Consider the following 23,590-nt stretch of genomic DNA (forward strand, 5'->3'; position numbering starts at 1 on the left):
TATTAAAACCCTATTGAGTTAATTAACAATCGTTACATAACCCATAAAGGTAAAGAGAATGATCTGTTAACTCAAAGCCGTGTTTTTTTGCAATCTGTTCTTGATGTTGCTCAATAACATCATCTTGAAATTCAATAATTTTATTACATTTAACACATACCAGATGGTCGTGATGTTCAACTCCACACAACTCAAAAACAGCCTGATTATTTTCAAAGTTTAATTTATTAACAATGCCTGACTCTTCAAATTGAGATAGGACTCGGTAGATTGTTGCAACACCAACCTCTTCATTTTGGTCAATAAGTGCTCGATAAATATCTTCTGCACTCAAATGATGGTTTGGGGATTTTTCTAAAACCTCTAAAATCTTTAGCCTTGGTAAAGTAACTTTAAGTCCAGCACTTTTTAAATCTTCTGCATCCATTTAAAAATCCTTAAGGTAAAATCTTATCTTTATTTTATATGTTTTAACTTCGGATGAGAAGATTTACTTTTATTCTAATAACTATTGTTTTTTTAAGTGGGTGTTCAAACTCACTTCCAAAGGCTCCTGAGTTGCCTAAACTCCCAAAATTCTCAATGCCTGAGCTTCCTAAAATGCCTAAACTATCTTTACCAAGCTGGGCTAAACCTAAGATACCATCGATAGAAACCTACAAACCATCAATATCTCAAGGATCGGTTCTTAATATTGAGGATGTTAACAAACTCAGATTAGGTATAAATAAAACTGATGTCATAAATTTAATCGGGTCTCCAAGTATTAGTGACCCTTTCCATCAGTATCAATGGGATTATATTAATTATTCAACTAATGATCGTGGTGAAAAAATTTATTACCGTTTGAGGCTAGTTTTTAGTGGTAATATTTTATCTGAAATAGACAAAAGTGAATTAGAACAACTCATAAATAAATAGTTAAGTTTCTTTTAGAATTTTAAGTTTGCTTTTCAGATTATTTCGCCTTTATAAGACTTATCCTCTAAAATAGTGTTATGTCTAATCTAATCATTAATAACCTGAGTTGTATAAGGGGCTATAACCAACTCTTTACAGATCTTTCTTTTGAGCTCAGACCTGGTGAGATACTAAAGATTTCTGGAACTAACGGGACTGGAAAAACTTCATTATTAAAGATAATCGCTGGCCTAAATTCGGCTGAATCAGGCTCTATTTTCTTTAAGAATTATGATATTAATGATATTAATAATAAGCTTGATATTTTTTATCTTGGGCATCTAAATGCCCTTAGTCCTGAACTTAGTTGTATTGAAAATCTTAACTTTCTTTTAGAACTTGGGACTGAAAATTTTAATTCTAGCTATGTAGATGCGCTATCAATGGTTGGATTGAATAATTATGAAAATGAACTTGTAGCAAATCTATCAGCTGGTCAAAAACGCAGAGTGGCCTTGGCTGCACTTTTTATTACTCCGTCAAAATTATGGCTACTTGATGAGCCTTTTACATCTCTTGATTCCAAAGGAATAGAGATTGTTGAAAATCAAATAAAAAAACACCGTGATAGTGGTGGGCTTTGTATCTTAACCACTCATCAAGTATGTAATATCACAAACCTAAGGGAACTTAATTTGTGAACATTTTTATAAAAACTCTTAAGAGAGACTTAAAGATGGCGCTTCGGAATCCCTCAAGTTTTCTTAATCCACTATTATTTTTTGTTATTTCCATTTCTTTATTCCCAATAGCTATTAGTCCAGAATCTCAAACTTTATCTAATATTGCTCCAGGAATTATTTGGGTAACTGTAATGCTCTCTGCACTTCTTTCCCTTAATACATTATTTCACTTTGACTATGAAAATGGTATTCTTGAACAGATGGTAATTTCTCATCATTCATTAGCATTAATTCTTCTCGCTAAGACAGCTGCTCATTGGATTCTTACTGGACTTCCAATAATATTACTTTCACCACTTGTTGGTACAGTGCTTTTTCTAGACTATGAAAGTATCTTAATTCTTATGCTTACATTGCTAATAGCAACTCCTTGTCTAAGCTTAATAGGAGCGATAGGTGCTTCTTTAATTGTTGGCATTAAAAACTCTGGAATGCTTTTATCGTTATTAGTTCTCCCTTTATATGTTCCTATATTAATTTTTGGAACAAGTGCAGTCTCTCAGACACAATTTAACCTACCAATTAATGGTCAAATCTATTTTCTAAGCTTTATGCTTGTACTAAGCTTAATAACAGCACCATTTATAAGTGCATATTCACTGAGGATAAGCATCGAATAGAGTTCACATTTTTAAATAAATGTTTATAATAACTGGACGCTGATTTGTTTCGATTGCTAGCGTTGTCACTGCAAGTGACTAAAACAAGCTAAAGGTGGTGTTTTCCGGAGAAACCCAACTTTTAGGTTTTTTAATTTTTTATAGGACTTCACTATGATTTTTACATCAGAATCTGTTTCAGCTGGTCATCCAGACAAAGTTTGTGATCAAATTTCCGACGCTATACTTGATGCTGCTCTAGCTCAAGATAAAGACTCTAGAGTTGCTGTCGAAACTTTAGTAAAAGATAATCAAGTAGTGCTTGCTGGTGAAATAACTACCAATGCAAATATTGATTATGATCAAGTTGTAAGAAAAACTATTCTTGGAATTGGTTATGATAAAGAAGAATATGGTTTTAATGGAGGCACTTGCTCAATAACTAATCTTCTTGGAAGACAATCCCAAGATATTTCTATGGGTGTCACTGAAAGTGAAAATCATGAGCAAGGAGCTGGTGATCAAGGTCTAATGTTTGGTTATGCAGAAGACTCTACAGATGAGTTAATGCCGGCACCTATAATGCTTTCTCATCAATTAGTACGGCAGCAAGCTGATCTTATGCTAAATGGATCTATTCCTTGGCTTAGACCTGATGCAAAGTCTCAAGTCTCATGCATATACGAAGGTAACCAAATTGTTGGTATTGATGCAGTTGTTTTATCTACTCAGCATGATGGTGATATTTCACTGGAAGAACTTAGAGCAACAGTTCTTGAAAAAATAATTAAACCAATCCTTCCAGAAAAATGGCTAACAAATAATACGCAATATCATATTAATCCAACTGGAAACTTTGAAATAGGTGGGCCGGTTGGAGATGCTGGTTTAACAGGTAGAAAAATTATTGTTGATACTTATGGAGGCATGGCAAGGCATGGTGGTGGGGCATTCTCTGGCAAAGACCCTTCTAAGGTTGACAGAAGTGCAGCCTATGCAACTCGCTATGTTGCCAAAAATATTGTTGCAGCAGGAATTGCTGAGCGCTGTGAAATCCAAGTTTCTTATGCAATTGGTGTTGCAGAGCCTACCAGTATTAGTGTTGACACTTTTGGGACTGGTAAATTAGATAATCATGAAATTGAAGCACTAATCAGAGAACATTTTGATCTTCGCCCTAAGGGTCTTATTGCAATGCTAGATTTGAAGCGCCCAATATATCAACAGACTGCAAGTTATGGTCATTTTGGAAGGAATGAGGACTCAATAAGCTGGGAGAAAACTAATAAGGCTGAGCTTCTAAAATAGTTTCTTTTTTATTTTTTTTTTTGTATAATACATAACTTGCCAAGGAGCGTTGCATTGAGAATTTTTTCAATCAGGCTTGGTAATCAAAACGACGCTCATTTTTTTCAACTTAACAGGGAATAAAAATGAGCGAATCAACAATAGATAATGCTGGCTTTAAAGTTTCTGATCTCAACCTTGACTATAAGGTTGCTGATATTAATTTAGCAGACTTTGGTCGTAAAGAGATTGAACTTGCAGAAGATGAAATGCCTGCATTAATGGCTCTTAGAGCAAAGTATAGTAAAGAACAGCCACTTAAGGGTGCAAGAATCATGGGTTGTATTCACATGACAATTCAGACTGCTGTCCTGATGGAAACACTTATAGATCTTGGGGCTGAAATACGCTGGTCATCTTGTAATATCTTTTCAACTCAAGATCATGCAGCATCAGCTATGGCTGCAAAAAACATACCAGTTTTTGCCTGGAAAGGTGAAACTGAAGAAGAATTTTTATGGTGTATTGAACAAACTATTCTTCACAATGGTAAACCATGGGATGCCAATATGATTTTAGATGATGGCGGAGACTTAACAGGCATGGTTCATGACAAGTATCCAGAAATGCTTGATAAAATTCATGGTATCAGTGAGGAAACTACAACTGGTGTTCATCGCCTTTTAGAAATGATTGAGAGTGGTGAGCTTAAAGTTCCTGCTATAAATGTCAATGATGCTGTAACGAAGGCTAAAAATGATAATAAATATGGCTGTCGTCACTCCTTAAACGATGCCATTAAGCGTGGTACTGATATGCTGATGTCAGGTAAAAAAGCCCTTCTTATAGGCTATGGTGATGTTGGAAAAGGTTCTGCTATGTCACTTCGACAAGAAGGAATGATTGTGAAGATTACTGAGGTAGATCCTATTTGCGCTTTTCAAGCATGTATGGACGGCTTTGAAGTTGTATCACCCTACATAGATGGCATAAATACGGGCTCAATAGATTGCATTAACAAAGAATTATTAAGTACTACTGATTTAATTGTAACAACAACTGGTAATACAAATGTTTGTGATTCAGCAATGCTTAGAAGCCTCAAGTCTGGCTCAGTAGTATGTAATATTGGTCATTTTGATAATGAAATTGACACTTTGTACATGAGAGATAATTGGAAATGGGACGAAGTGAAGCCCCAGGTTCACCGTATCTATCGCTCTGAAGACAACAATGACTATCTAATACTTCTTTCTGAAGGAAGATTAGTTAATCTAGGAAATGCAACCGGTCATCCTTCTAGAATTATGGATGGTTCTTTTGCAAACCAAGTACTTGCTCAAATGCATCTTTTTGAAAAGAAATTTGCTGACTTACCAAAAGATCAGAAAGCTGAGAATGTTTCAGTTGAAATTCTTCCAAAGAAACTTGATGAAGAAGTTGCTGCTGGAATGGTTAGTGGGTTTGGTGGTGTAATGACTATTTTGACTGATACTCAGGCAAAATATATCAATACTCCAAAAGAAGGTCCATTTAAATCAGAAACTTATAAATATTAAGTTTTTTTCTAAATCATATGAAAAATGCGGGATTTCTTCCCGCATTTTTTTTACTTTCATTTAATAGAAAAAATAAATGCCGCCCTCTAAACTAGTTGGTGAGGTAAAATTTTTGTTAATTGTTATTTTTAGTTTAAATTAATGTCAGTTTCAGAACTCGATACTACTAAATCATTTCAAAATCTAATCCTTAAATTACAAAATTATTGGGCAGAAAAAGGATGCGCAATTGCCCAACCCTTTGATATGGAAGTTGGAGCTGGAACCTTTCATCCTGCTACTTTTCTTAGATCTATTGGCCCTGAACCATGGAAAGCTGCTTATGTTCAACCGTCAAGAAGGCCCAGTGATGGTCGATATGGTGAAAATCCTAATCGTCTTCAGCACTATTATCAATTTCAAGTTTTACTAAAGCCATCGCCAAGTGATATTCAAGATTTATATCTTGACTCATTAGCAGCAATTGGAATTGATTTAAAAATTCATGATGTAAGATTCGTAGAAGATAACTGGGAATCACCTTCATTAGGTGCCTGGGGCTTAGGTTGGGAAGTTTGGTTAAATGGGATGGAAGTAAGTCAATTCACTTACTTTCAACAAGTTGGAGGCCTGCCATGTAAGCCAATTTCTGGAGAATTAACTTATGGTTTAGAAAGATTAGCAATGTATCTCCAAGGAGTTGATAGTGTTTATGATTTAATATGGACAGAAGGGCTAACTTATGGAGATGTTTATCATCAGAATGAAGTTGAACAATCAAAATTTAACTTTGAGATTGCTAATACTGATGTTCTTTTTAGGCAATTTGATGAAGCTGAAGAAATGAACTCTAAACTTATTAAAGAAGAGCTTTCTTTTCCAGCATATGAGCAAACTATGAAAGCCTCTCACATATTCAATCTTTTAGATGCTAGGCGCGCAATAAGTGTAACAGATAGAGCAAGGTTTATAAGGAGAGTAAGGGCTATGAGTCAAAAGGTTGCTCAAGCTTATTATGATTCTAGAGAGCGCCTAGGCTTTCCAATGTTAAAGAAATAAAAAGTTACTCATTTATGAGACCTTTTCATACTCTTTACAATAAGGTTTTAGACTGGTCATCTAGTCGTTTTGCCATTTTTTGGTTATCTTTAATTAGTTTTTTAGAATCCTCAATACTACCCTATCCAATCCAAGATCTTTTATTAGCATCTATGTCACTTAAGAATAGGTCAAAAGCGTTTTATTTTGCGACAATTTGTACTATAAGCTCAGTTCTTGGTGCCGTTGCTGGATACTATATTGGAATCTATGCAATTAATTTAATTATGCCGTTACTAGAAAAACTTAATTACTTGCCAGAACTCTATATTGCAGAAGATTACTTTAATACTTATGGGATTTGGATAATATTAATTGCTGGCTTTAGTCCAGTTCCCTATAAACTTTTCACAATTTCAGCTGGAATGATGGCTATGCCACTTATTCCTTTTGTAGTCTTTTCATTAATTGCGAGAGGTGCTAGATATTTTTTGCTTTCTTATCTTGTAATAAAATTTGGAAAAAAAGCTGATGCGTGGTTAAATAAATATATAGATAGATTGGGTTATCTTCTTATTATCATTGTTGCATTTGGAATTTGGTATGTCTATTAAATATTTAATTTTTATTTTATGTATATTTTTATCAGGCTGCTTTACTAATAGTCCAGGTCAAGTAACTGTTGTTGAAAAATCATTCAACAAGATTGAAGTTAATCAAGAAAATACATCTAAGGTTAACAAAGTTAAAGTAAATAAAAATTGGTCATTACCAGTTGAAGCCTCAATACTTAAAAACTACTCAAAAGAGGATAATCACCTCGGTTTAACTTTTAATAATAGTGAGGGTCAAGAGGTTCGTGCTGTTAGAAATGGAGAGGTAGTTTATAGTGGGGATAAAATGACAAGTTATGGGAAAATGATTATTATCAAACATGCTTATGGTTTTTATAGTGTCTATAATCAAAATCAATCACTATTAGTTAGTGAGGGAGATGTAATTGAAAAGGGTCAATTAATAGCTATCACTGGCAATAAGCCATTTTATTTTGAAATGAAAAAATACGAAGAACCCATTAATCCTTTAAAATATCTCTAATGATAGATTTTATCGAACAAATAAGCCCACTTCAGATGATAGTTGCTCTTGTAGTTATCGCCATTATTGCTCATATAGCTCTAGGCTTCATACTCAAGCAAATAACCAAGCATTCTGATAGCACTGAAACCCAAATAGATGATCATCTTATAAATGCTATTGCTGCTCCACTGAAACTTCTAATTTGGTATGGATGGTTTTACTTTTCATTAGCAGAGCTTACTTCAGAAATTCAAGCTTTAACTCAAATTCTTGGGTATATAAGCATCACACCAGTTTTTATATTAACCTGGGGAATTCTAAGACTAATATCTAGTATTGAAAACTATATGCTAGATAAAGAAGGTAGCGTTGATAAAGATTCAGTTAGGTTATTTACTCGCCTCATCAAAATTCTTTTTGTTTTTGCAATTATTTTAGGTGTTGCGCAGTATTATGGCTATGCTGTATCCTCAATTTTAACTTTAGGTGGTGTCGGTGGAATTGTTGTTGGTTTTGCAGCCAAAGACATGCTTGCTAACGTTTTTGGTGGCCTAATGATTCAAATGGATAAACCATTCTCAACAGGTGATTGGATTCGCACGACAGATAAAAGTATAGAGGGTGTAGTTGAGAAAATTGGCTGGAGAATGACTCGTATTCGAACATTTAATAAAAACCCTGTATATGTTCCAAATGGGATATTTGCAACAATACCTATTGAGACGCCCTCTCGAATGACAAATCGTCAAATTTATGAAGTTATTGGAATTCGTTATGATGATATTGCTCAAATGGAAAGTATTATTAAAAAAGTTGAAGCACTGTTAGCGAGTAAAGACAATATTGATCAAGATCAGCCTTGTCGAGTATATTTTGATTTATTCAATGCATCATCTCTTGACTTTGTAATTTGGGCATTTAGTTCTTTAACTGATGCAGGTAAGTTCAAAAAGTTTAAAGGAAAATTATTACTTGATATAGCCCAAATTATTGATGATCATGGTGCTGAAATAGCCTATCCAACTCAAACTCTTCATATTCAAAAAACTGAGTAATGAGTATCTCTAAACTTCACATACGTACCTTTGGGTGCCAAATGAATGAGTATGACTCTAACAAAATGAGTGATGTTTTAAAAGACTCTCACGGATTGAATCTAACTGATGACATTAGTCAGGCTGATGTTTTACTCATCAATACTTGCTCAATCCGAGAGAAAGCTGAAGAGAAACTCTTTCATCAATTAGGTCGGTGGAGAAAATTAAAAGCAAAAAACCCTAATCTTGTAATAGGAGTCGGTGGTTGTGTTGCCTCACAAGAAGGCGATCTTATTCTTAAAAGAGCGCCATATGTTGATATGATTTTTGGCCCTCAAACCCTTCATAGACTTCCAAATATGCTTAATGATGCACTAAATAGTAGAGCTACAAGTATTGACATCTCTTTCCCTGAAATTGAGAAATTTGATCATTTACCTGAACCTCATAGCGATGGTGCGTCAGCATTTGTATCAATAATGGAGGGATGCAGTAAATACTGTACATTTTGTGTCGTTCCTTACACAAGAGGTGAGGAAATTTCTAGACCCTTTAATGATGTGATAGAAGAAGTTGAATCTCTTGCTAGACAGGGAGTTAAAGAAATTAATCTTCTAGGTCAAAATGTAAATTCCTTTAGAGGACTCATGGATGATGGTGATGTTGCTGATTTAGCACTTTTAATAGCGATTGTTGCTCAAATTGAAGGGATTGAGAGAATAAGATATACGACTTCTCATCCGGTTGAATTTACTGATCGGCTGATTCAAGCCTATGCAGAAGTTCCAGAACTTGTCTCTCATCTTCACCTTCCAGTTCAGAGTGGCTCTGATAAGATTCTAGGATTAATGAAGCGAGGACATACTGCAATTGAATATAAATCTAAAATTCGTAATTTAAAAAAAATTAGACCAGATATTTCTATTTCATCTGATTTTATCATTGGCTTTCCTGGGGAAACTGAAGAAGATTTCAATAACACCATGCGTCTTATTGATGAGGTTGGCTTCGATAAATCATTTAGTTTTATATATTCAAAGCGTCCAGGCACTATTGCAGCAGGCTTTCCAGATGATGTGGACCTATCCATTAAAAAAAATAGACTTGCAAAAACCCAAGACAAGCTCAATAAAAATACTGAAGAAATTTCTAAATCTATGATTGGAAGTGTTCAAAAAGTTCTTGTTGAGGGCCTTTCTAAAAAAGGATCAACTCTATCTGGAAGGACTGAGAATATGCGTACTGCTCACTTTCTAGGAAGTGATGACTTAATTGGAGAGATTGTTTCTGTGAAAATTATGGATGGCTTTGGTAACTCTCTTAAGGCAGAATTAATCTAAACCTATTGCCTTAACCAAAGTTTGGAATACCAGAAATAACGACCTTTTTTGCTTGAGGGCATCGTGCAGTTATAACGACTTCTTCCAATTTGAAGTGGTTCTTTGGATTTAACTGATAATGATTGAGAAGATAGCCAGTTAATCTTTGGTTGATCTTGACCAGAAATAAAGCACGAAAAATTATTTTTTTCATAAGCTGATAATGGTCTAGAAAAATTAAGAACTAGTTTTGGTTTAAAATCTCCAAAAATAATTAAAGATTTAGGATTTTCTGACTCAATAGGCATATGCACAGTTTTAATCTTTAAAGAAAAACTATCCATTTTTGCATATGGTCCTGACATTGAAAATCTTGGTATATTCAGCAGATCACTTGAAATCCCAGCAACTCCAGAATGTTGGCCAAATCCAACATACTCAAGCTCTTCCAAAAGTGAATAAGTATTATCATCAAACTCACCATATGGATATGCAAAAAATTTATCAATAATATTTAATTCTTTATAAAGTCTTTGTTGGGCTATATTTATTTCATTTTTTATAGTTAAATTATTTAAATCAACCATATGAAGATGGCTCACACTATGGTTATATATATCAACTAAAGGACTCATGTCCCTTAACTGTTCCCAAGACATCATTACCTTATATTTTTTATCAATAGGTTCAGTTGAAATAAAAACCGACATTGGAAGTTGATATTTTTTTAGCAATGGATAAGCCTCAGTATAGAATGATAAAAAACCATCATCAGCTGTTAAACTGACACATTTTTCAGGAAAAGAGCTTTTTAATTTAAGTCTTTTTACAACCTCATTCAATGGGAGTACTTTATATTTATTATCAACCAAGTATTCCAAATGCTGATTAAAAATACTTGGAGAAGTACTCGTTGATTTTGGCTCTTCATCTGAAAAACGATGATATAAAAGTATCACACAACCATTATCATCTGCAGTTGCAATTGATGGAAAAAAGCAACATATTATTAAAAAAAAATTTATAAGAATCTTTAGTCTCTTCATAATATAAATGATAAATTAAATATTGTCTTAAATCATGCAACTTATCATTTGTTTTATATCTAATTCAGTAAAATAATAATTATGAAATTTACTCTTGATATTCAAAGTTCAGAACAATTAGCTAATATCTGTGGAACTTTTGATAAAAACCTTGAAAATATTGCAAAAAATCTTGATCTTAAAGTATCTAACAAGGGCTCTGATTTTAATATAAAAGGTGAGAATGCCTCATTGGCAGTTTCAGTTCTTCAAGATCTGCTTGTCCTATCCGAAAGCAAAGCAATTGATTTTAGTGATATTGATCTTTGCATTAAATCTCTTAATAGTCCAAATGGAGAAACAAAGTCTGTTACGATCAAAATGAGTAAAAAACATATTCATATAAGAAGCACTAATCAACAAAATTATGTCAACTCAATAATTGATAATGACGCTGTTTTTGCTGTGGGTCCAGCGGGTACAGGAAAAACATATTTAGCAGTTGCAAGGGCTGTTGAGGCACTTGAAAATTCAAGCATTAAAAGGTTAGTTCTTGTTAGACCAGCTGTTGAGGCAGGAGAAAAGCTAGGTTTTCTTCCTGGTGATCTAAGCGAAAAAGTTGACCCTTATCTTCGCCCTATTTATGATGCTCTGTATGAGTTTGTAGGGTTTGAGAGAGTAAATAGACTAATAGAGAAACGTGTTATTGAGGTTGCTCCATTAGCATTCATGAGAGGTCGTACTTTAAATGAATCCTATATTATTCTAGATGAAGCTCAAAATACTACAATTCCTCAAATGAAAATGTTTTTAACGCGCATGGGCTTTGGATCTAAAATGGTTATTACAGGAGATATTACGCAAATTGATCTTCCTAAAGTAAGTGAATCAGGACTCATACATGCAATTAAAATCCTTAGTAGTATAGATAATATTGCATTTTGCAATTTTGATACTAAAGATGTAGTGAGACATCAGTTAGTTAAAAAAATTGTTAGTGCTTATGATCATACGTAATGGGTGTCAATGATGACAAAATAATTGTTGGCCTATCTGGAGGAGTTGACTCATCAGTAACAGCCTACCTCCTTCTTGAACAAGGCTATAACGTTGAAGCTTTATTCATGAAAAACTGGGATGAAGCTGATGATGACAAATACTGCACTGCATCTAAAGATTTAGAGGATGCTCAAAAAGTTTCAGATCAGCTTGGCATTAAACTTCATACAGTCAATTTTTCACATGAATACTGGGAAGATGTTTTTGAGCACTTTTTATCTGAGCATAAAAAGGGTAGAACGCCAAACCCAGATGTATTATGTAATCAAAGAATTAAATTTAAAGCTTTCTTGAATTATGCAAAAAATCTTGGTGCAAAAAAAATTGCTACTGGACACTATGCAAGAATCTCTAAAGTAAATGGGAGTTTTCTTCTAAAGTGTGGATTAGATAAAAATAAAGATCAGAGCTATTTTCTCCACTTATTGGATAAAAATCAGCTTTCTCAAAGTTTATTTCCATTAGGTGAAATAGATAAAAATCAAGTTCGAGAAATTGCAAAAAATAATAACTTTGTAAATGCTGATAAAAAAGACTCTACTGGAATTTGTTTTATTGGTGAAAGACCATTTGCAGATTTTTTAACCACTTTTCTCCCTAAAGAACAAGGAAATATAATTAATAAGAATGGTGACTTTATTAAGCATCATCATGGCTTGCCTTTTTATACAATTGGTCAAAGAAAAGGGCTTGAAATTGGAGGTGGCTTTAGTGATTCACAAGAACCATGGTTTGTTGCAGAGAAAATCTTAGAGTCAAATGAAATAGTTGCTGTTCAAGGAGACGACCCTCTTCTTTATCATAATACTCTTATTGCAGATAATATACATTGGGTAGATATTGTCCCTCAATTTCCTCTTAAATGCACTGCTAAAATTCGATATCGTCAAGCTTCTCAAGATTGTAAGGTTATTATGTTAGAGAATAATTGCCTAGAAGTTAACTTTAGTGAAAGTCAAAGAGCAATAACACCAGGTCAATCAGTAGTTTTTTATCAGGATGATATCTGTCTTGGTGGTAGCGTTATTAAATCAAAATCTAATGAATAAAACAGCAAAACAAACTCTAGCTTTAGCCAGCATTTTTCAATCTAGCAGTTTAGTCCAACAACTTGCCTCAACTGGTCAGTGCGATAGTCACAGCAATAAAATGAGTTTAAATAGTATAGTAATTGATAGTGATTCTATTGATGAAATTTTTACCTCTCCTGAAGATTTACAAATAGGCTTTAACTCTTTAAAAGATGTTCTTGAGAAAAAATCTATTGATATGCATAATGTAATGTTATATGTTACTGCTTTAATAAATCTTGAAAAGAAATTGATGAAGAAACCGCAACTTCTTAAGTTAATTACTACAGAGATAGAGCTCATTAATAGACAAGAATTTTTTGATATTAATCATAGTAATTCAATTGCAAGACTTGCCGAACTATATAAGAATACTTTAGGTAGTCTCAGTCCTACTATTATGGTTAGAGGGGAACAAATCTACCTATCAAACCAAAAAACTGCAAATCATATTAGAGCCCTTCTATTGGCAGGTATTAGAGCAGTTTCATTATGGAAGTCTCAGGGGGGTAAAACCTGGCATCTTCTTCTTAATAAGAAAAAAACTCTCCAATATATTCAGTCTTTAGCAAATTAACACAATACAAACTAATACTTGCATAAATTCAGACGAGACTCTATAATTCATCTTTTTGTAATATAGCACTAAATAAAAGTATATGGCCAATTCAGCAGGTTCAAAAAAACGCGCAAGACAGGCAGTTAAAAGAAATAAACATAACTCTCAAATCAGGGCCAAGGTCCGTACATTCGTTAAAAAAGTTGTTGCAGCCATTGCTTCTGGAGATAAAAAAGAAGCCACAGGCGACTTTATAAAGATGCAAAAAAATATTGATCAAGCTGTTAGCAAAGGTTTAATGCATAGAAATCAAGCTGCTAGAAAAAAATCTCGCCTCAGCTCTCAAATCAAAGTTCTATAAGAAAGAGAATTTATAAATTTCCTTTGAATGTAATATTCAATAGTAAAAATCACAGTTATAATTAAAACCCTCTTCGAGGGTTTTTTTATGTTTAAATTTTTACTACTATGGTAAATGAAAGTGACAAATTATTATTTCGTGAAACTATCGATAAACAAATAACTATCGATAAAGATAATAATAAGAATAATGCCTTCTCGATTTCAAAGCCTGATAAGCCTTTTGAAGGTTATAGTTATTTATATGAGCCAAATATCTTAGGATCAGAACCTGTAATACATGCAAAAGCAGGATTATCTGCAAAAATTGTTAAAAAAATGAAGCAGGGAAATATAGGATCAACACCATCTATTGATCTTCATGGACATAAGATTGAAGAGGCCTGTCAAGCATTATCAAGGTTTATTCATTTTCACTCTGATGAGCGATTTATTCATATAATTCATGGTAAAGGATATCATTCAGATAATGGCTTATCAATAATAAAATCTCAAGTTGTTAATTATCTTAAACAACATCCTCAAGTTCTAGGATTTTGCTCTTGCCCTCAAGCGATGGGTGGAACTGGAGCAGTATTTGCCTGCCTAAAAAAAGCTAATGTTTAATCTTGATGAAATTTATTCAGTTTCTAATTTTTTAAAATTATGTAAGAATACAATTGAGAAAAATGTACCTTCTTGTTGGATTCAAGGTGAAATTTCAAATTTATCTAGGCCCTCCTCTGGACACTGGTATTTCTCATTAAAAGACACAAGTGGACAAATAAGGTGTGCATTTTTCCGACTTAATCAGCGCAAGATACAATTTACTCCTGAAAATGGCATGTCTGTTGTAATCAGAGGTGCTGTTACTTTATACGAACAAAGAGGAGACTTTCAACTGATAGTTCAAGAAATGGAACCAGCTGGAATAGGTAATCTTCAACTTGCATTTGACCAGCTTAAAAATAAATTAAGAAGTGAAGGTTTATTTGATATAGAGAATAAAAAAAATATACCCATATCTCCAAAAACTATTGGTGTCATTTCTTCTTCCAATGGGGCAGTAATTCAAGACATTATCAAAGTTTTAAAATTAAGGTACCCTTTTGCTGACATACTTCTGTTTGACACTATTGTTCAGGGTGATCAAGCCCATATAAAAATTATTAAAGCACTTCAAGCTGCAGATAATTCTAAACGCTGTGATGTCCTAATATTAGCCAGGGGAGGTGGATCAATGGAGGACTTGTGGGCATTTAATGAGGAAGAACTTGTAAGAGCAATATTTAGTTGTTCAACACCTATAATTAGCTCTATAGGACATGAAACTGACACCACAATTGCAGACTTTGTTTCTGACTTGAGAGCACCAACCCCATCAGCTGCAGCTGTCAGTGCAACCCCAGATCGCCAAGTGATTATTTATCAATTATCTAAACTTATTAATCAATTAAAAGGCTTTATTGAGCAGTCAATTGAAAAGAAAAGACTGTCACTAAATCTTCTTCAACTAAGAATCATTGATCCAAGTCAACAATTACAAATAAATGCTCAAAAACTTGATGAGTATGAGTTACGTTTATTTAGAATAATAAACTTATTAATTGAACAAAGTCAATCCAAGTTGAAGCAGCTGTTTATAGAACTTAATAATAACTCAAAAAATCTTATTAAAAATCATTTAGATGATTTGAGTAATAAAGCTAATCTTTTAAATCTTCTTTCACCACTTAATACTCTTTCAAGAGGCTATAGTATTTCGCATAATGAAAAGGGAGGGGTTATAGTATCAATCAAGAAAATTAACAAAGGTGATATTATTGTCTCTCAATTCAATGATGGAAAAGTTACTTCAAAAGTTACCAATAAAGAGGATAATTAGTTTTCATAAATCAAATCATTTAAAGAAAATTTAAATATGAAATCTAATGTCTCATTTCTTCGACGCTTAGGCTCAATTATGTATGATTTATTACTAGTTTTTTCTTTTGTGTTTTTTATCGCAGGGGTAGTAATTCTAATTAACAAAAAAGAACCTATTACTAATAGTTTATTTTTTTACTTCCTTACGCTTCCAGTAATTTTTGGATATTTTTCCTTCTCTTGGGTTAAAGGCAAGCAAACTCTTGGCATGAGGGCTTGGAAATTCGAAATTTCTCAATTTGATGGTGATAATATAACCTATAGACAGTCGCTAACCCGAATGATATTAGCTCTTATTTCTTTAACTGGGCTTGGATTTTTATTTCAGTTTTTTAATCAGTACAAACTTCCAATTCATGATTATTATTCAAAAACATATCTTTCCTCACTTTATAAATAAACGATCATAGATTCTATGAATAACAATTCAAAAGGATTATTTGGATTTATTCTTAAATATAAAGTTTCACTGTTACTTTCAATTATTTTGTTTTTTTTAATAAAGCAAAATATTTTTGAAAATAATTTTCCTAATGTGATTTTAAAAAAACAAAGTGTTATTAAAGAGATAGAAAATAAAAATCTTAACCTCCAAAAAAATAATGCTTTACTTTTCAATCAAATCACTAACTATACAGAAGAAGATATGTCACTAATTGAGTCTAAAGCAAGATACAAGTATGGCTTAGTAAAGGAAGGGGAAGTTTTTTTTAAGGTAAATAAGATTATTAATAATGATAATTTAGTTGACTCTTCTAACTCTGCTCTATAATTAAGTTCATTGATTTCAAAGCTTGAGAAAAGGACCACATAGCTACGATGAATACTGATAATTGCTTCTTAATCATTCCAGCTAGCGGAATTGGTAAGCGTATGAATGAGATAATGCCAAAGCAATACCTAAAACTTGATAATGGTAAGTCAATCATTGACCAGTGTCTTAAGACCCTTCTATCTATTGATAGAATTACAGCCTGTGTTGTTGCTGTAGCTGCTGAAGATGACCAATTTAAATTATCATCTTATTTTAATCACCCAAAAATACTTTCTATTGTTACAGGAGGAAAAGAAAGGCATCTTTCGGTTTTTAATGCACTAAATTCATTAAGTAATATAGCAAATAATAATGATTGGATTTTAGTTCATGATGCAGTTCGACCATGTATTCTAAGCGAAGACATTGAAAACTTAATCGACCAAGTTTTTGATCATCCTGTTGGTGGCATTCTAGCAACAAGAATTATTGACACAGTTAAACAAATTAGTTCTCAAAAAGAGCTATCAACGATTGATCGAAAAACACTTTACCATGCTCAAACGCCACAAATGTTTCGATTTGGTATTTTAAATGAGGCCCTAAAAAAATCTATTGAATTTGATAATATCATCACTGATGAATCTGAGGCTATTGAAAACTTAGGTCATTCTATAAAAATTGTTAAAGGATCTAAAAGCAATATTAAAATTACTCAAACAGATGATCTTAAATTAGCTAATTATTATTTAAAATAAATTATGGAAATAAAAACAGGTATTGGACAGGATTCACATGCATTTGAAAAAAAACCAGGAAAGCTATTAGTTCTTGCAGGTATTGAAGTCAATCATCCTTTTGGCCTCAAAGGAAATAGTGATGCAGATGTAATTTTTCATGCTATGACTAATGCTATTTCTAGTATCACTGGTAAAAATGTTTTAGGTTTTCAGGCTGATCAACTAGTTAAGCAAGGAGTAATTGATAGTCAAGCATATTTGCAAGTTGCTTTAGATGACCTCAGTGATTGGAAAATAAATCATATTGCCATAAGCATTGAGTGTTTGAATCCAAAAATATCTCCTTTGATTGAACTTATGAAGGAAAATATTTCTAAAATCTGTAATGTAACTTTATCAGATATTGGCATAACTGCAACTTCAGGGGAAGGCTTAACTGCCTTTGGAAAAGGCAAAGGGATTCAAGCAATTACCATTATAACTGTAAATAAAACATGACTTTAATCAATAATCCTACTCGTTCAAAAATAAATAAAATTCACTTTATCGGCATTGGGGGTTCTGGGATGAGTGGAATTGCTGAAGTGCTTGCTAATTTAGGTTATGAAATTTCTGGATCAGATATTCAGTCAAACACAGCTACTGAGAAACTTGAAAAACTAGGTTGTAAAATTATTTATACTCAAAAAGCTGAAAATGTTTTGGGAAAGCAAGCTGTGGTTGTCTCTTCAGCAATTAATAAAAATAATCCCGAACTCCAAGAAGCCAGACACCAAAAATTATTAATCGTTCCAAGAGCAGAAATGTTAGCTGAAATTATGCGCTTTCGTTTTGGAATAGCGATATCAGGAACGCATGGAAAGACTACAACTACAAGTCTTATTGTGCAAATAATGACTGAAGCTAAACTTGATCCAACCTATATTATTGGTGGGATTATCAATGCAACAGGTATGAATGCTAAGTTAGGCAAAAGTGATTACTTAATTGCTGAAGCAGATGAGAGTGACGCATCCTTTCTTCATCTTCAACCAATGCTTAGTGTCATTACAAATATTGACGAAGATCACATGAGCACCTACAGTCACAATTATGATAATCTTACTGATGCCTTTATTAAATTTACATCAAATTTGCCGTTTTATGGCATATGCGTTGCTTGCATTGATGATAATGGAGTTAAAGATATCCTTAAAAAAATTCATCGGCCTGTTTTGAGCTATGGTTTTAGTGAAAATGCTGATGTAAAAGCATCTAATATTCAGCAAAATGAATTAAGAATGACCTTTGATGTTAACTGCTCTAAATACGATAAAAAATTTCCAGTTATATTAAATTTAATTGGAAATCATAATATTCTAAATGCGCTCGCAGCTATAAGTGTTGCGATTGAGCTTGAAATAAAAATAGAAGACATTCAAAAGGCTTTATTGAACTTTAGTGGCGTTTCAAGAAGATTAGACTTTCATCAATATTTATCTATAAACGTTTATAAAGTCCCTCTCTTTGATGACTATGGTCACCATCCAAATGAGATTTCTGCAGTTGTTAGTTCACTTAGAAATACATATCCAGACAAAAGACTTTTAGTAATTTTTCAACCTCATAGGTATTCTCGCACTAGAGATTTATTTAATGATTTTGTAAGTTGCCTATCCAAAGTTGATGCATTAGTATTGTTGAATATTTATTCAGCAAATGAAGCCCCAATAAATACTGTTAGCTCATCTACTCTTGCTGACTCTATTAGAAGAAGAAGTTCAATTGATCCTATAGTTGTTAAAAATATTGACGAAATAATAGAAATACTACCCAATATAGCTTCTGAAGATGATGTCATACTTACTCTTGGTGCTGGTGATGTTCATAAAATACCACATCAATTGAAAGATCATTTTTCTAAATAAATATGATTAAATTAAATGAGCCAATGTCAAAACACTGCTCTTTAAGAACAGGGGGTCAGACAAGTCAATTCTTTGTTCCTGAAGATGAAGCAGCTTTATCTAATTTTTTAAAAAATAACAAAACACAACTTTTATTTGTTGGTCTTGGTAGCAATCTTTTAGTTAGGGACAGGGGCTTTGATGGAACAACCATACATACTAAAAATTTTAATAGCCTTGATATTTCAAGAAATTTTATTGACTCTGGAGCTGGGACTTCTCTAGCAAAGTTATCAAGATTTTCTCAAGCTAATTTGAAATATGGTGCTGAATTTTTAAGTGCTATACCAGGAAGTGTTGGTGGTGCTCTCGCTATGAATGCTGGTGCTTTTGGCTCTGAAATTTGGCAATATGTTGTCTCTGTCAAAACTATTAATTTAACTGGAGATATTCAAGAAAGATTTCCAGGTGATTATAAAATTAATTACCGTTCAGTTATTCATCACTTCAGTGGTGAATTTTTTATTAGCGCTCGATTTAATTTTGATTTAAAACAACCCCAAGATAATGTTCGTGACCTTCTTCATAAACGAAACTCAACACAACCCATTGGATTAGCTAGTTGTGGAAGTGTCTTTAAAAACCCAAAGGATACTTATGCAGCTAAACTAATAGAATCTAGTGGTCTTAAAGGTTTTTGTATCGGTGGAGCTTGTGTTTCTGAAAAGCATGCAAATTATATTATTAATCAAAATAATGCGAGTGCTATGGATATTGAAAACCTAATTGCTCATATTCAAAATACAATTAAAGATAAGCACAATATTGAACTTGAAACTGAAATTATAATCGTATGATTGCTGTTTTAATGGGTGGCTATTCTGCAGAAAGAGACATATCTCTATTAAGTGGGAATGCTGTATATGAGTCTTTAGTTAAAAGTAATATTAAATGCTTTAAATTTGATCTTAATAAAGATAATATTACTGATCTTTGGTGCGAAAAAATTGATAAAGCATTTATTGTATTGCATGGCAGAGGTGGTGAAGATGGATTCATTCAAAGTGAACTTAAAAAAAGAAATATTCCTTTTACTGGTTCTGATGAAAAAGCTTCTAACCTTTGCATGAATAAAGCAGCTACTAAAGAGATGTGGAATAAATATGATTTACCATTATCACCATCAATTGTTGCTAAAAAAGGTGATGAACTTAATCCAATTTACTTTTCGCTTCCATGGGCGATAAAGCCAACTTTAGAAGGATCAAGTATTGGTATTAGTAAAGTGAGTGATAAAAAAAATTTAGAACAAGCCCTGGAAAACGCATGGCAATATAATGATGAAGCTTTAATTGAGAAGTGGATTGAGGGAGATGAATACACTGTTTCAATCCTTAATAATAAAACTCTTCCTAGTATAAAAATTTCATCTGATCATGATATCTATGACTATCATTCCAAGTATTTTAGTGAAAAAACTGAATATCTATGTCCATCTGATCTTAGTAATGCACAAGAGAAAAAGATTCAGATGATTGCCCTGAAGGCCTTTAATGTTATGGGAGCATCTGGTTGGGGCAGAGTTGACTTTATTCTTGATAGTAAGAAGAATCCTTACCTATTAGAAATTAATACCGTTCCAGGCATGACATCTCATTCACTAGTTCCAATGGCTGCAAAAGCCTCTAACATTTCCTTTGAACAATTAATTTTAAAAATTCTTAATGGCTAAATTAAGAAGAAATTATTTAAAAAAACAAAGAAAACCAATTAAGGTTATTTTAGTTAAGATTCTGAAAGGTTTGTTTTATTTAATTATAATTTTGTCATTTGCAAGTTCGATATATTTAATAAATAATTCAAAATTATTTGAACCAAGTATTACTTGGGAAATTAGAGGTGATTTTGAAACTTTGACTAATCAAAATAATGAAATTAACAACTCATCTATTATTAATAAATATTTTGTAGAAACTATAACCCATCAATATGATGATTTAATAAAGTCAGTTCTAGAAAATAAATATTTAATAGAACTTTCTCAAATCAATAAAAATGTGGAAAAACACCCATGGGTTTCCAAAGCTAATGCAGAGAGAATATTTTGGAATAAGATTAGAGTTACAGTTGAAAATCATGATATAGCAATGCAATGGGGGTCAGAAGGATTTATTTCTTCTAAAGGTATTTTATATCTACCCAGATTTTTAATTTCCTCAGATACTCCTATTGGAATTGTTTCAAAAGATAATATTAAACAGTTTTATATAGATTTTAAAAAATATCAAGCAACATTAGGATCATTAAAAATTGCCCGCTTTGAGAGGTCAGCTATTGACCAATTAATACTTGAAAATAATATAAAAGTAATTTTAGGCTATCAAAAACAAAGTGAACGACTTGATCTATTTATCAAGGTCTATAAAAATTTTAAAAAATGTAAAAAAGATAGGCCAACATGTATTTTTGATATGAGATATCCAAGAGACTTTGCATTTAGTTATTCGCCATTATAACTCTGTAACAAAGAGAAAAGCTGATTGCCATCCAGTAGATTATCATGACTATTGCTGTCCAAAATAAAAACTCATTTGCTCCAAGAAGGATTAATAGGCCTATTAAAATGCATGGAATTCCGAGCTTTAGAGAGAAGATACTGAATTGAACTCCTAACTTTAATTTATTTTTCCTATATGGAATATCATTTGCAATTGAAACTAAATTAAGTGATATAGGGATGAGGAGAAAATAAATTACAGGTATTAAAAATGGTGAAATAAATATTGGAAACTGGGTTGCAATTGACAGAAAAATAGACAAAAGAAAAAAACGTCCAAATCTTAGACTTGGAAGAACGACTCCTAAACGAGCAACAGAGTTATTTCCATTTACCACCATACGATAAATATTAATAACAAGTGCAATGTGGCCATATTCAAAAAATAATAAATAGAATCCATAATTATCTGGATTAGCTTGAATCTCTCCATTTCCAAGAAGCTGAGCTTGCATAACAACTATAACCTCTGGCAAGATTGTTATGAATGGAATCATCATAAGCAATGGAAAGATACTAACCTCAAGCAACTTTTGCCAATTATTAATAGCAAAAGCTAAACTTGCGAGGATTGTTTTAAGTATTGGTATTGTTTTCATGATAAATTTGAATTTACTACATTAATTGTTATAGTTAATTTGTCACCTGGTTGCAAAATATGTTTTTCATTTAAATCATTCCAAGATTGTATGTCAGCTACTTTAACTTGATACTTTTGAGCAATCTTTGAAAGGTTATCACCAATTTTAACTGTATAAACTATTTTTCTACTAATATCGATTCCAGTATTTGCTATTTTAGCTAACTCTGTTCTACTTTTATTATTAAGCAAGATAACTAATTCTTTTCCAATTGAAAGTGACTCTGATGGATTGATTTGATTCCATCTAACAAGATTATTAATAGAAGTATTATAAATTTTTGCAATTTTCCAAAGGCTATCTCCTGCAACAACCATGTAAGTAATTTTTTCAGAATTTTTTTGAATATTTAACCGACTTTTTTCTCTTTGATTCTCTGATAAAGAATAGTAACCTTCATTTTGTTCAGCAAGAGGCACAATTAGATAATCTCCTATTCTAATAATATCATCTCTTAACTCATTGACATTTTGAATTTGTAAAGTTGTCGTATTGTATTTATTGGCAATTAAACTCAAGCTATCGCCTTTTTTAATTCTATATCGAGCCCAGCTAATTTTTGGTCTCTCGCCAGACTTTGATAAATTTATTTCAAAGTCTTCAACAACATTTAAAGGTAAGAGCAAAGAATATGGTAATAAAACTGGAGTAGCCCATCTTCGTAGTCCAGGATTAAAGGTATAAATTTCTTCAATAGTAAGGCCTGTCCATTGAGCAATTAAAGCTAAATCAAATTGCGAATTTAGCTCTATTTTTTTTAAAAACGGCTCATTATTTATTTTGACTAAGCTTTGGTTAAAGCTTGATGGCGCCTTTATAACTTCAGCTAATGCCAAAAGTTTTGGAACATATTTTTCAGTTTCATTTGGTAAATCAAGACTCCAGTAATCTGTATTTAGTCCAAGTTCAATATTTTTATCTATTGCTCTTTGAATTCGCCCTGGTCCGGCATTATAGGCCGCTATTGCTAATAGCCAATCACCATCAAACATATTATTAAGATCTTTTAAATATAAAGCTGCTGCTTGAGTTGAAGTTAATACACCTCTTCTATCTTCATGCCACCAACTCTCTTTGAGGCCATACATTTTTCCTGTTGATGGGATAAATTGCCATAGACCAACTGCAGTTCCATGGGAATAAGAAAAGGGATAATAATCTGACTCTACAATTGGTAATAACGCAATTTCAATTGGTAAACCTTGTTTTTCTAGCTCAGAAACTACTAAATATAAGTAGGGCTTGGCCCTCTTTGATATTATAGATAAATATTCAGGATTATTTTTAATCCTATTAATTTGACTTTGAATCCTTGGATTAATCTCACTATTTATTTGCTGATTATTTGCAATTAAAGTCCATAAATTAGATTCATCAATAACTTGATAAGGGCTATCTGATTTAGACTTAAAAGTGCTTAATTTTTTATTATTATCAACAACACTTTGACACGCGGAAAGAAATATAACAATCAATAAAAGTAACCCTTTCAC

28 protein-coding genes and 1 riboswitch are annotated in these 23,590 nt (G+C 32.4%); of the genes, 24 read left to right on the top strand and 4 right to left on the bottom strand.

Annotation, left to right across the window (positions count from 1 at the left end):
• Positions 1-22: 22 nt before the first annotated feature.
• A complete protein-coding gene (gene fur / locus CRN91_RS07450; protein ID WP_114115801.1) occupies positions 23-427 on the bottom strand; it encodes a ferric iron uptake transcriptional regulator in 405 nt (134 codons plus the stop codon).
• Positions 428-480: 53 nt separating this feature from the next.
• Between fur and CRN91_RS07455 the strand changes: the two genes are divergently transcribed.
• The 10 genes from CRN91_RS07455 (at position 481) to miaB (ending at position 9,562) form a co-directional block, all read left to right on the top strand.
• Positions 481-921 (top strand): outer membrane protein assembly factor BamE, encoded by a 441-nt coding sequence (locus tag CRN91_RS07455; RefSeq protein ID WP_114115802.1) that lies wholly within the window; start codon positions 481-483, stop codon positions 919-921.
• Between the two features lie 77 nt (positions 922-998).
• Entirely contained in the window at positions 999-1,601 is a 603-nt protein-coding gene (gene ccmA, locus CRN91_RS07460; RefSeq protein WP_114115803.1) for a cytochrome c biogenesis heme-transporting ATPase CcmA, read from the top strand.
• Positions 1,598-2,263 (top strand): heme exporter protein CcmB, encoded by a 666-nt coding sequence (gene ccmB, locus CRN91_RS07465; RefSeq protein WP_114115804.1) that lies wholly within the window; start codon positions 1,598-1,600, stop codon positions 2,261-2,263. The genes ccmA and ccmB overlap by 4 nt, the downstream gene beginning before the upstream one ends.
• 153 nt (positions 2,264-2,416) lie before the next feature.
• Positions 2,417-3,550 (top strand): methionine adenosyltransferase, encoded by a 1,134-nt coding sequence (metK, locus tag CRN91_RS07470; RefSeq protein ID WP_114115805.1) that lies wholly within the window; start codon positions 2,417-2,419, stop codon positions 3,548-3,550.
• Between the two features lie 35 nt (positions 3,551-3,585).
• Positions 3,586-3,654: riboswitch (S-adenosyl-L-homocysteine riboswitch) on the top strand.
• Between the two features lie 21 nt (positions 3,655-3,675).
• Positions 3,676-5,088 carry an adenosylhomocysteinase gene (ahcY, locus tag CRN91_RS07475; RefSeq protein ID WP_114115806.1) on the top strand — a complete coding sequence of 471 codons (1,413 nt, stop codon included), beginning with the start codon at positions 3,676-3,678 and terminating at the stop codon, positions 5,086-5,088.
• Positions 5,089-5,229: 141 nt separating this feature from the next.
• On the top strand, positions 5,230-6,126 hold the full coding sequence (gene glyQ / locus CRN91_RS07480) for a glycine--tRNA ligase subunit alpha (RefSeq protein ID WP_114115807.1): 897 nt from the start codon (positions 5,230-5,232) through the stop codon (positions 6,124-6,126).
• A gap of 14 nt (positions 6,127-6,140) precedes the next feature.
• On the top strand, positions 6,141-6,719 hold the full coding sequence (locus CRN91_RS07485) for a YqaA family protein (protein ID WP_114115808.1): 579 nt from the start codon (positions 6,141-6,143) through the stop codon (positions 6,717-6,719).
• Positions 6,709-7,203, top strand: a complete 495-nt coding sequence (locus CRN91_RS07490; protein ID WP_114115809.1) for a murein hydrolase activator EnvC family protein — start codon at positions 6,709-6,711, stop codon at positions 7,201-7,203. Before CRN91_RS07485 ends, CRN91_RS07490 begins: the two co-directional genes overlap by 11 nt.
• Positions 7,203-8,240, top strand: a complete 1,038-nt coding sequence (locus tag CRN91_RS07495) for a mechanosensitive ion channel family protein (protein ID WP_114115810.1) — start codon at positions 7,203-7,205, stop codon at positions 8,238-8,240. The genes CRN91_RS07490 and CRN91_RS07495 overlap by 1 nt, the downstream gene beginning before the upstream one ends.
• Positions 8,240-9,562, top strand: coding sequence for a tRNA (N6-isopentenyl adenosine(37)-C2)-methylthiotransferase MiaB (gene miaB, locus CRN91_RS07500; protein ID WP_114115811.1), 1,323 nt, complete (start codon positions 8,240-8,242; stop codon positions 9,560-9,562). The genes CRN91_RS07495 and miaB overlap by 1 nt, the downstream gene beginning before the upstream one ends.
• A gap of 2 nt (positions 9,563-9,564) precedes the next feature.
• Here the strand turns inward: miaB and CRN91_RS07505 are convergent, their stop codons facing one another.
• Positions 9,565-10,587 (bottom strand): polysaccharide deacetylase family protein, encoded by a 1,023-nt coding sequence (locus CRN91_RS07505; RefSeq protein WP_114115812.1) that lies wholly within the window; start codon positions 10,585-10,587, stop codon positions 9,565-9,567.
• Positions 10,588-10,668: 81 nt separating this feature from the next.
• Here CRN91_RS07505 and CRN91_RS07510 point away from each other — a divergent pair, with 81 nt between their 5' ends.
• The 14 genes from CRN91_RS07510 (at position 10,669) to CRN91_RS07575 (ending at position 21,415) form a co-directional block, all read left to right on the top strand.
• Positions 10,669-11,583, top strand: a complete 915-nt coding sequence (locus CRN91_RS07510; RefSeq protein ID WP_114115813.1) for a PhoH family protein — start codon at positions 10,669-10,671, stop codon at positions 11,581-11,583.
• On the top strand, positions 11,583-12,674 hold the full coding sequence (mnmA, locus tag CRN91_RS07515; RefSeq protein ID WP_114115814.1) for a tRNA 2-thiouridine(34) synthase MnmA: 1,092 nt from the start codon (positions 11,583-11,585) through the stop codon (positions 12,672-12,674). Before CRN91_RS07510 ends, mnmA begins: the two co-directional genes overlap by 1 nt.
• Positions 12,667-13,272 (top strand): high frequency lysogenization protein HflD, encoded by a 606-nt coding sequence (gene hflD / locus CRN91_RS07520; RefSeq protein ID WP_114115815.1) that lies wholly within the window; start codon positions 12,667-12,669, stop codon positions 13,270-13,272. The genes mnmA and hflD overlap by 8 nt, the downstream gene beginning before the upstream one ends.
• An 82-nt stretch (positions 13,273-13,354) precedes the next feature.
• Positions 13,355-13,615, top strand: coding sequence for a 30S ribosomal protein S20 (gene rpsT / locus CRN91_RS07525; protein ID WP_114115816.1), 261 nt, complete (start codon positions 13,355-13,357; stop codon positions 13,613-13,615).
• Between the two features lie 107 nt (positions 13,616-13,722).
• Positions 13,723-14,220, top strand: coding sequence for a Smr/MutS family protein (locus CRN91_RS07530; protein WP_114115817.1), 498 nt, complete (start codon positions 13,723-13,725; stop codon positions 14,218-14,220).
• Positions 14,213-15,478 (top strand): exodeoxyribonuclease VII large subunit, encoded by a 1,266-nt coding sequence (gene xseA / locus CRN91_RS07535; protein ID WP_114115818.1) that lies wholly within the window; start codon positions 14,213-14,215, stop codon positions 15,476-15,478. The genes CRN91_RS07530 and xseA overlap by 8 nt, the downstream gene beginning before the upstream one ends.
• Positions 15,479-15,514: 36 nt before the next feature.
• Positions 15,515-15,919, top strand: coding sequence for an RDD family protein (locus tag CRN91_RS07540; RefSeq protein ID WP_114115819.1), 405 nt, complete (start codon positions 15,515-15,517; stop codon positions 15,917-15,919).
• Between the two features lie 15 nt (positions 15,920-15,934).
• Complete coding sequence (locus CRN91_RS07545) at positions 15,935-16,291, top strand: septum formation initiator family protein (RefSeq protein ID WP_114115820.1); 357 nt, start codon at positions 15,935-15,937, stop codon at positions 16,289-16,291.
• Between the two features lie 47 nt (positions 16,292-16,338).
• Complete coding sequence (gene ispD, locus CRN91_RS07550; protein WP_114115821.1) at positions 16,339-17,031, top strand: 2-C-methyl-D-erythritol 4-phosphate cytidylyltransferase; 693 nt, start codon at positions 16,339-16,341, stop codon at positions 17,029-17,031.
• Between the two features lie 3 nt (positions 17,032-17,034).
• Complete coding sequence (gene ispF, locus CRN91_RS07555) at positions 17,035-17,511, top strand: 2-C-methyl-D-erythritol 2,4-cyclodiphosphate synthase (protein WP_114115822.1); 477 nt, start codon at positions 17,035-17,037, stop codon at positions 17,509-17,511.
• Complete coding sequence (gene murC / locus CRN91_RS07560; protein WP_114115823.1) at positions 17,508-18,920, top strand: UDP-N-acetylmuramate--L-alanine ligase; 1,413 nt, start codon at positions 17,508-17,510, stop codon at positions 18,918-18,920. The genes ispF and murC overlap by 4 nt, the downstream gene beginning before the upstream one ends.
• A 2-nt stretch (positions 18,921-18,922) precedes the next feature.
• The gene (gene murB / locus CRN91_RS07565; protein WP_114115824.1) at positions 18,923-19,756 is read left to right on the top strand and encodes a UDP-N-acetylmuramate dehydrogenase; all 834 of its coding nucleotides are present in this window, start codon (positions 18,923-18,925) and stop codon (positions 19,754-19,756) included.
• A complete protein-coding gene (locus CRN91_RS07570) occupies positions 19,753-20,631 on the top strand; it encodes a D-alanine--D-alanine ligase (RefSeq protein WP_114115825.1) in 879 nt (292 codons plus the stop codon). Before murB ends, CRN91_RS07570 begins: the two co-directional genes overlap by 4 nt.
• On the top strand, positions 20,624-21,415 hold the full coding sequence (locus tag CRN91_RS07575) for a cell division protein FtsQ/DivIB (RefSeq protein WP_114115826.1): 792 nt from the start codon (positions 20,624-20,626) through the stop codon (positions 21,413-21,415). The genes CRN91_RS07570 and CRN91_RS07575 overlap by 8 nt, the downstream gene beginning before the upstream one ends.
• Here the strand turns inward: CRN91_RS07575 and CRN91_RS07580 are convergent.
• Together CRN91_RS07580 and CRN91_RS07585 are read right to left on the bottom strand one after the other, a co-directional pair.
• Complete coding sequence (locus CRN91_RS07580; protein WP_114115827.1) at positions 21,396-22,055, bottom strand: hypothetical protein; 660 nt, start codon at positions 22,053-22,055, stop codon at positions 21,396-21,398. The genes CRN91_RS07575 and CRN91_RS07580 overlap by 20 nt on opposite strands.
• A complete protein-coding gene (locus CRN91_RS07585; protein WP_254424932.1) occupies positions 22,052-23,572 on the bottom strand; it encodes a lytic transglycosylase in 1,521 nt (506 codons plus the stop codon). Before CRN91_RS07585 ends, CRN91_RS07580 begins: the two co-directional genes overlap by 4 nt.
• Between the last annotated feature and the right edge of the window lie 18 nt (positions 23,573-23,590).

It is taken from the genome of Candidatus Thioglobus sp. NP1 (assembly GCF_003326015.1).
Lineage (GTDB): Bacteria > Pseudomonadota > Gammaproteobacteria > PS1 > Pseudothioglobaceae > Pseudothioglobus > Pseudothioglobus singularis_A.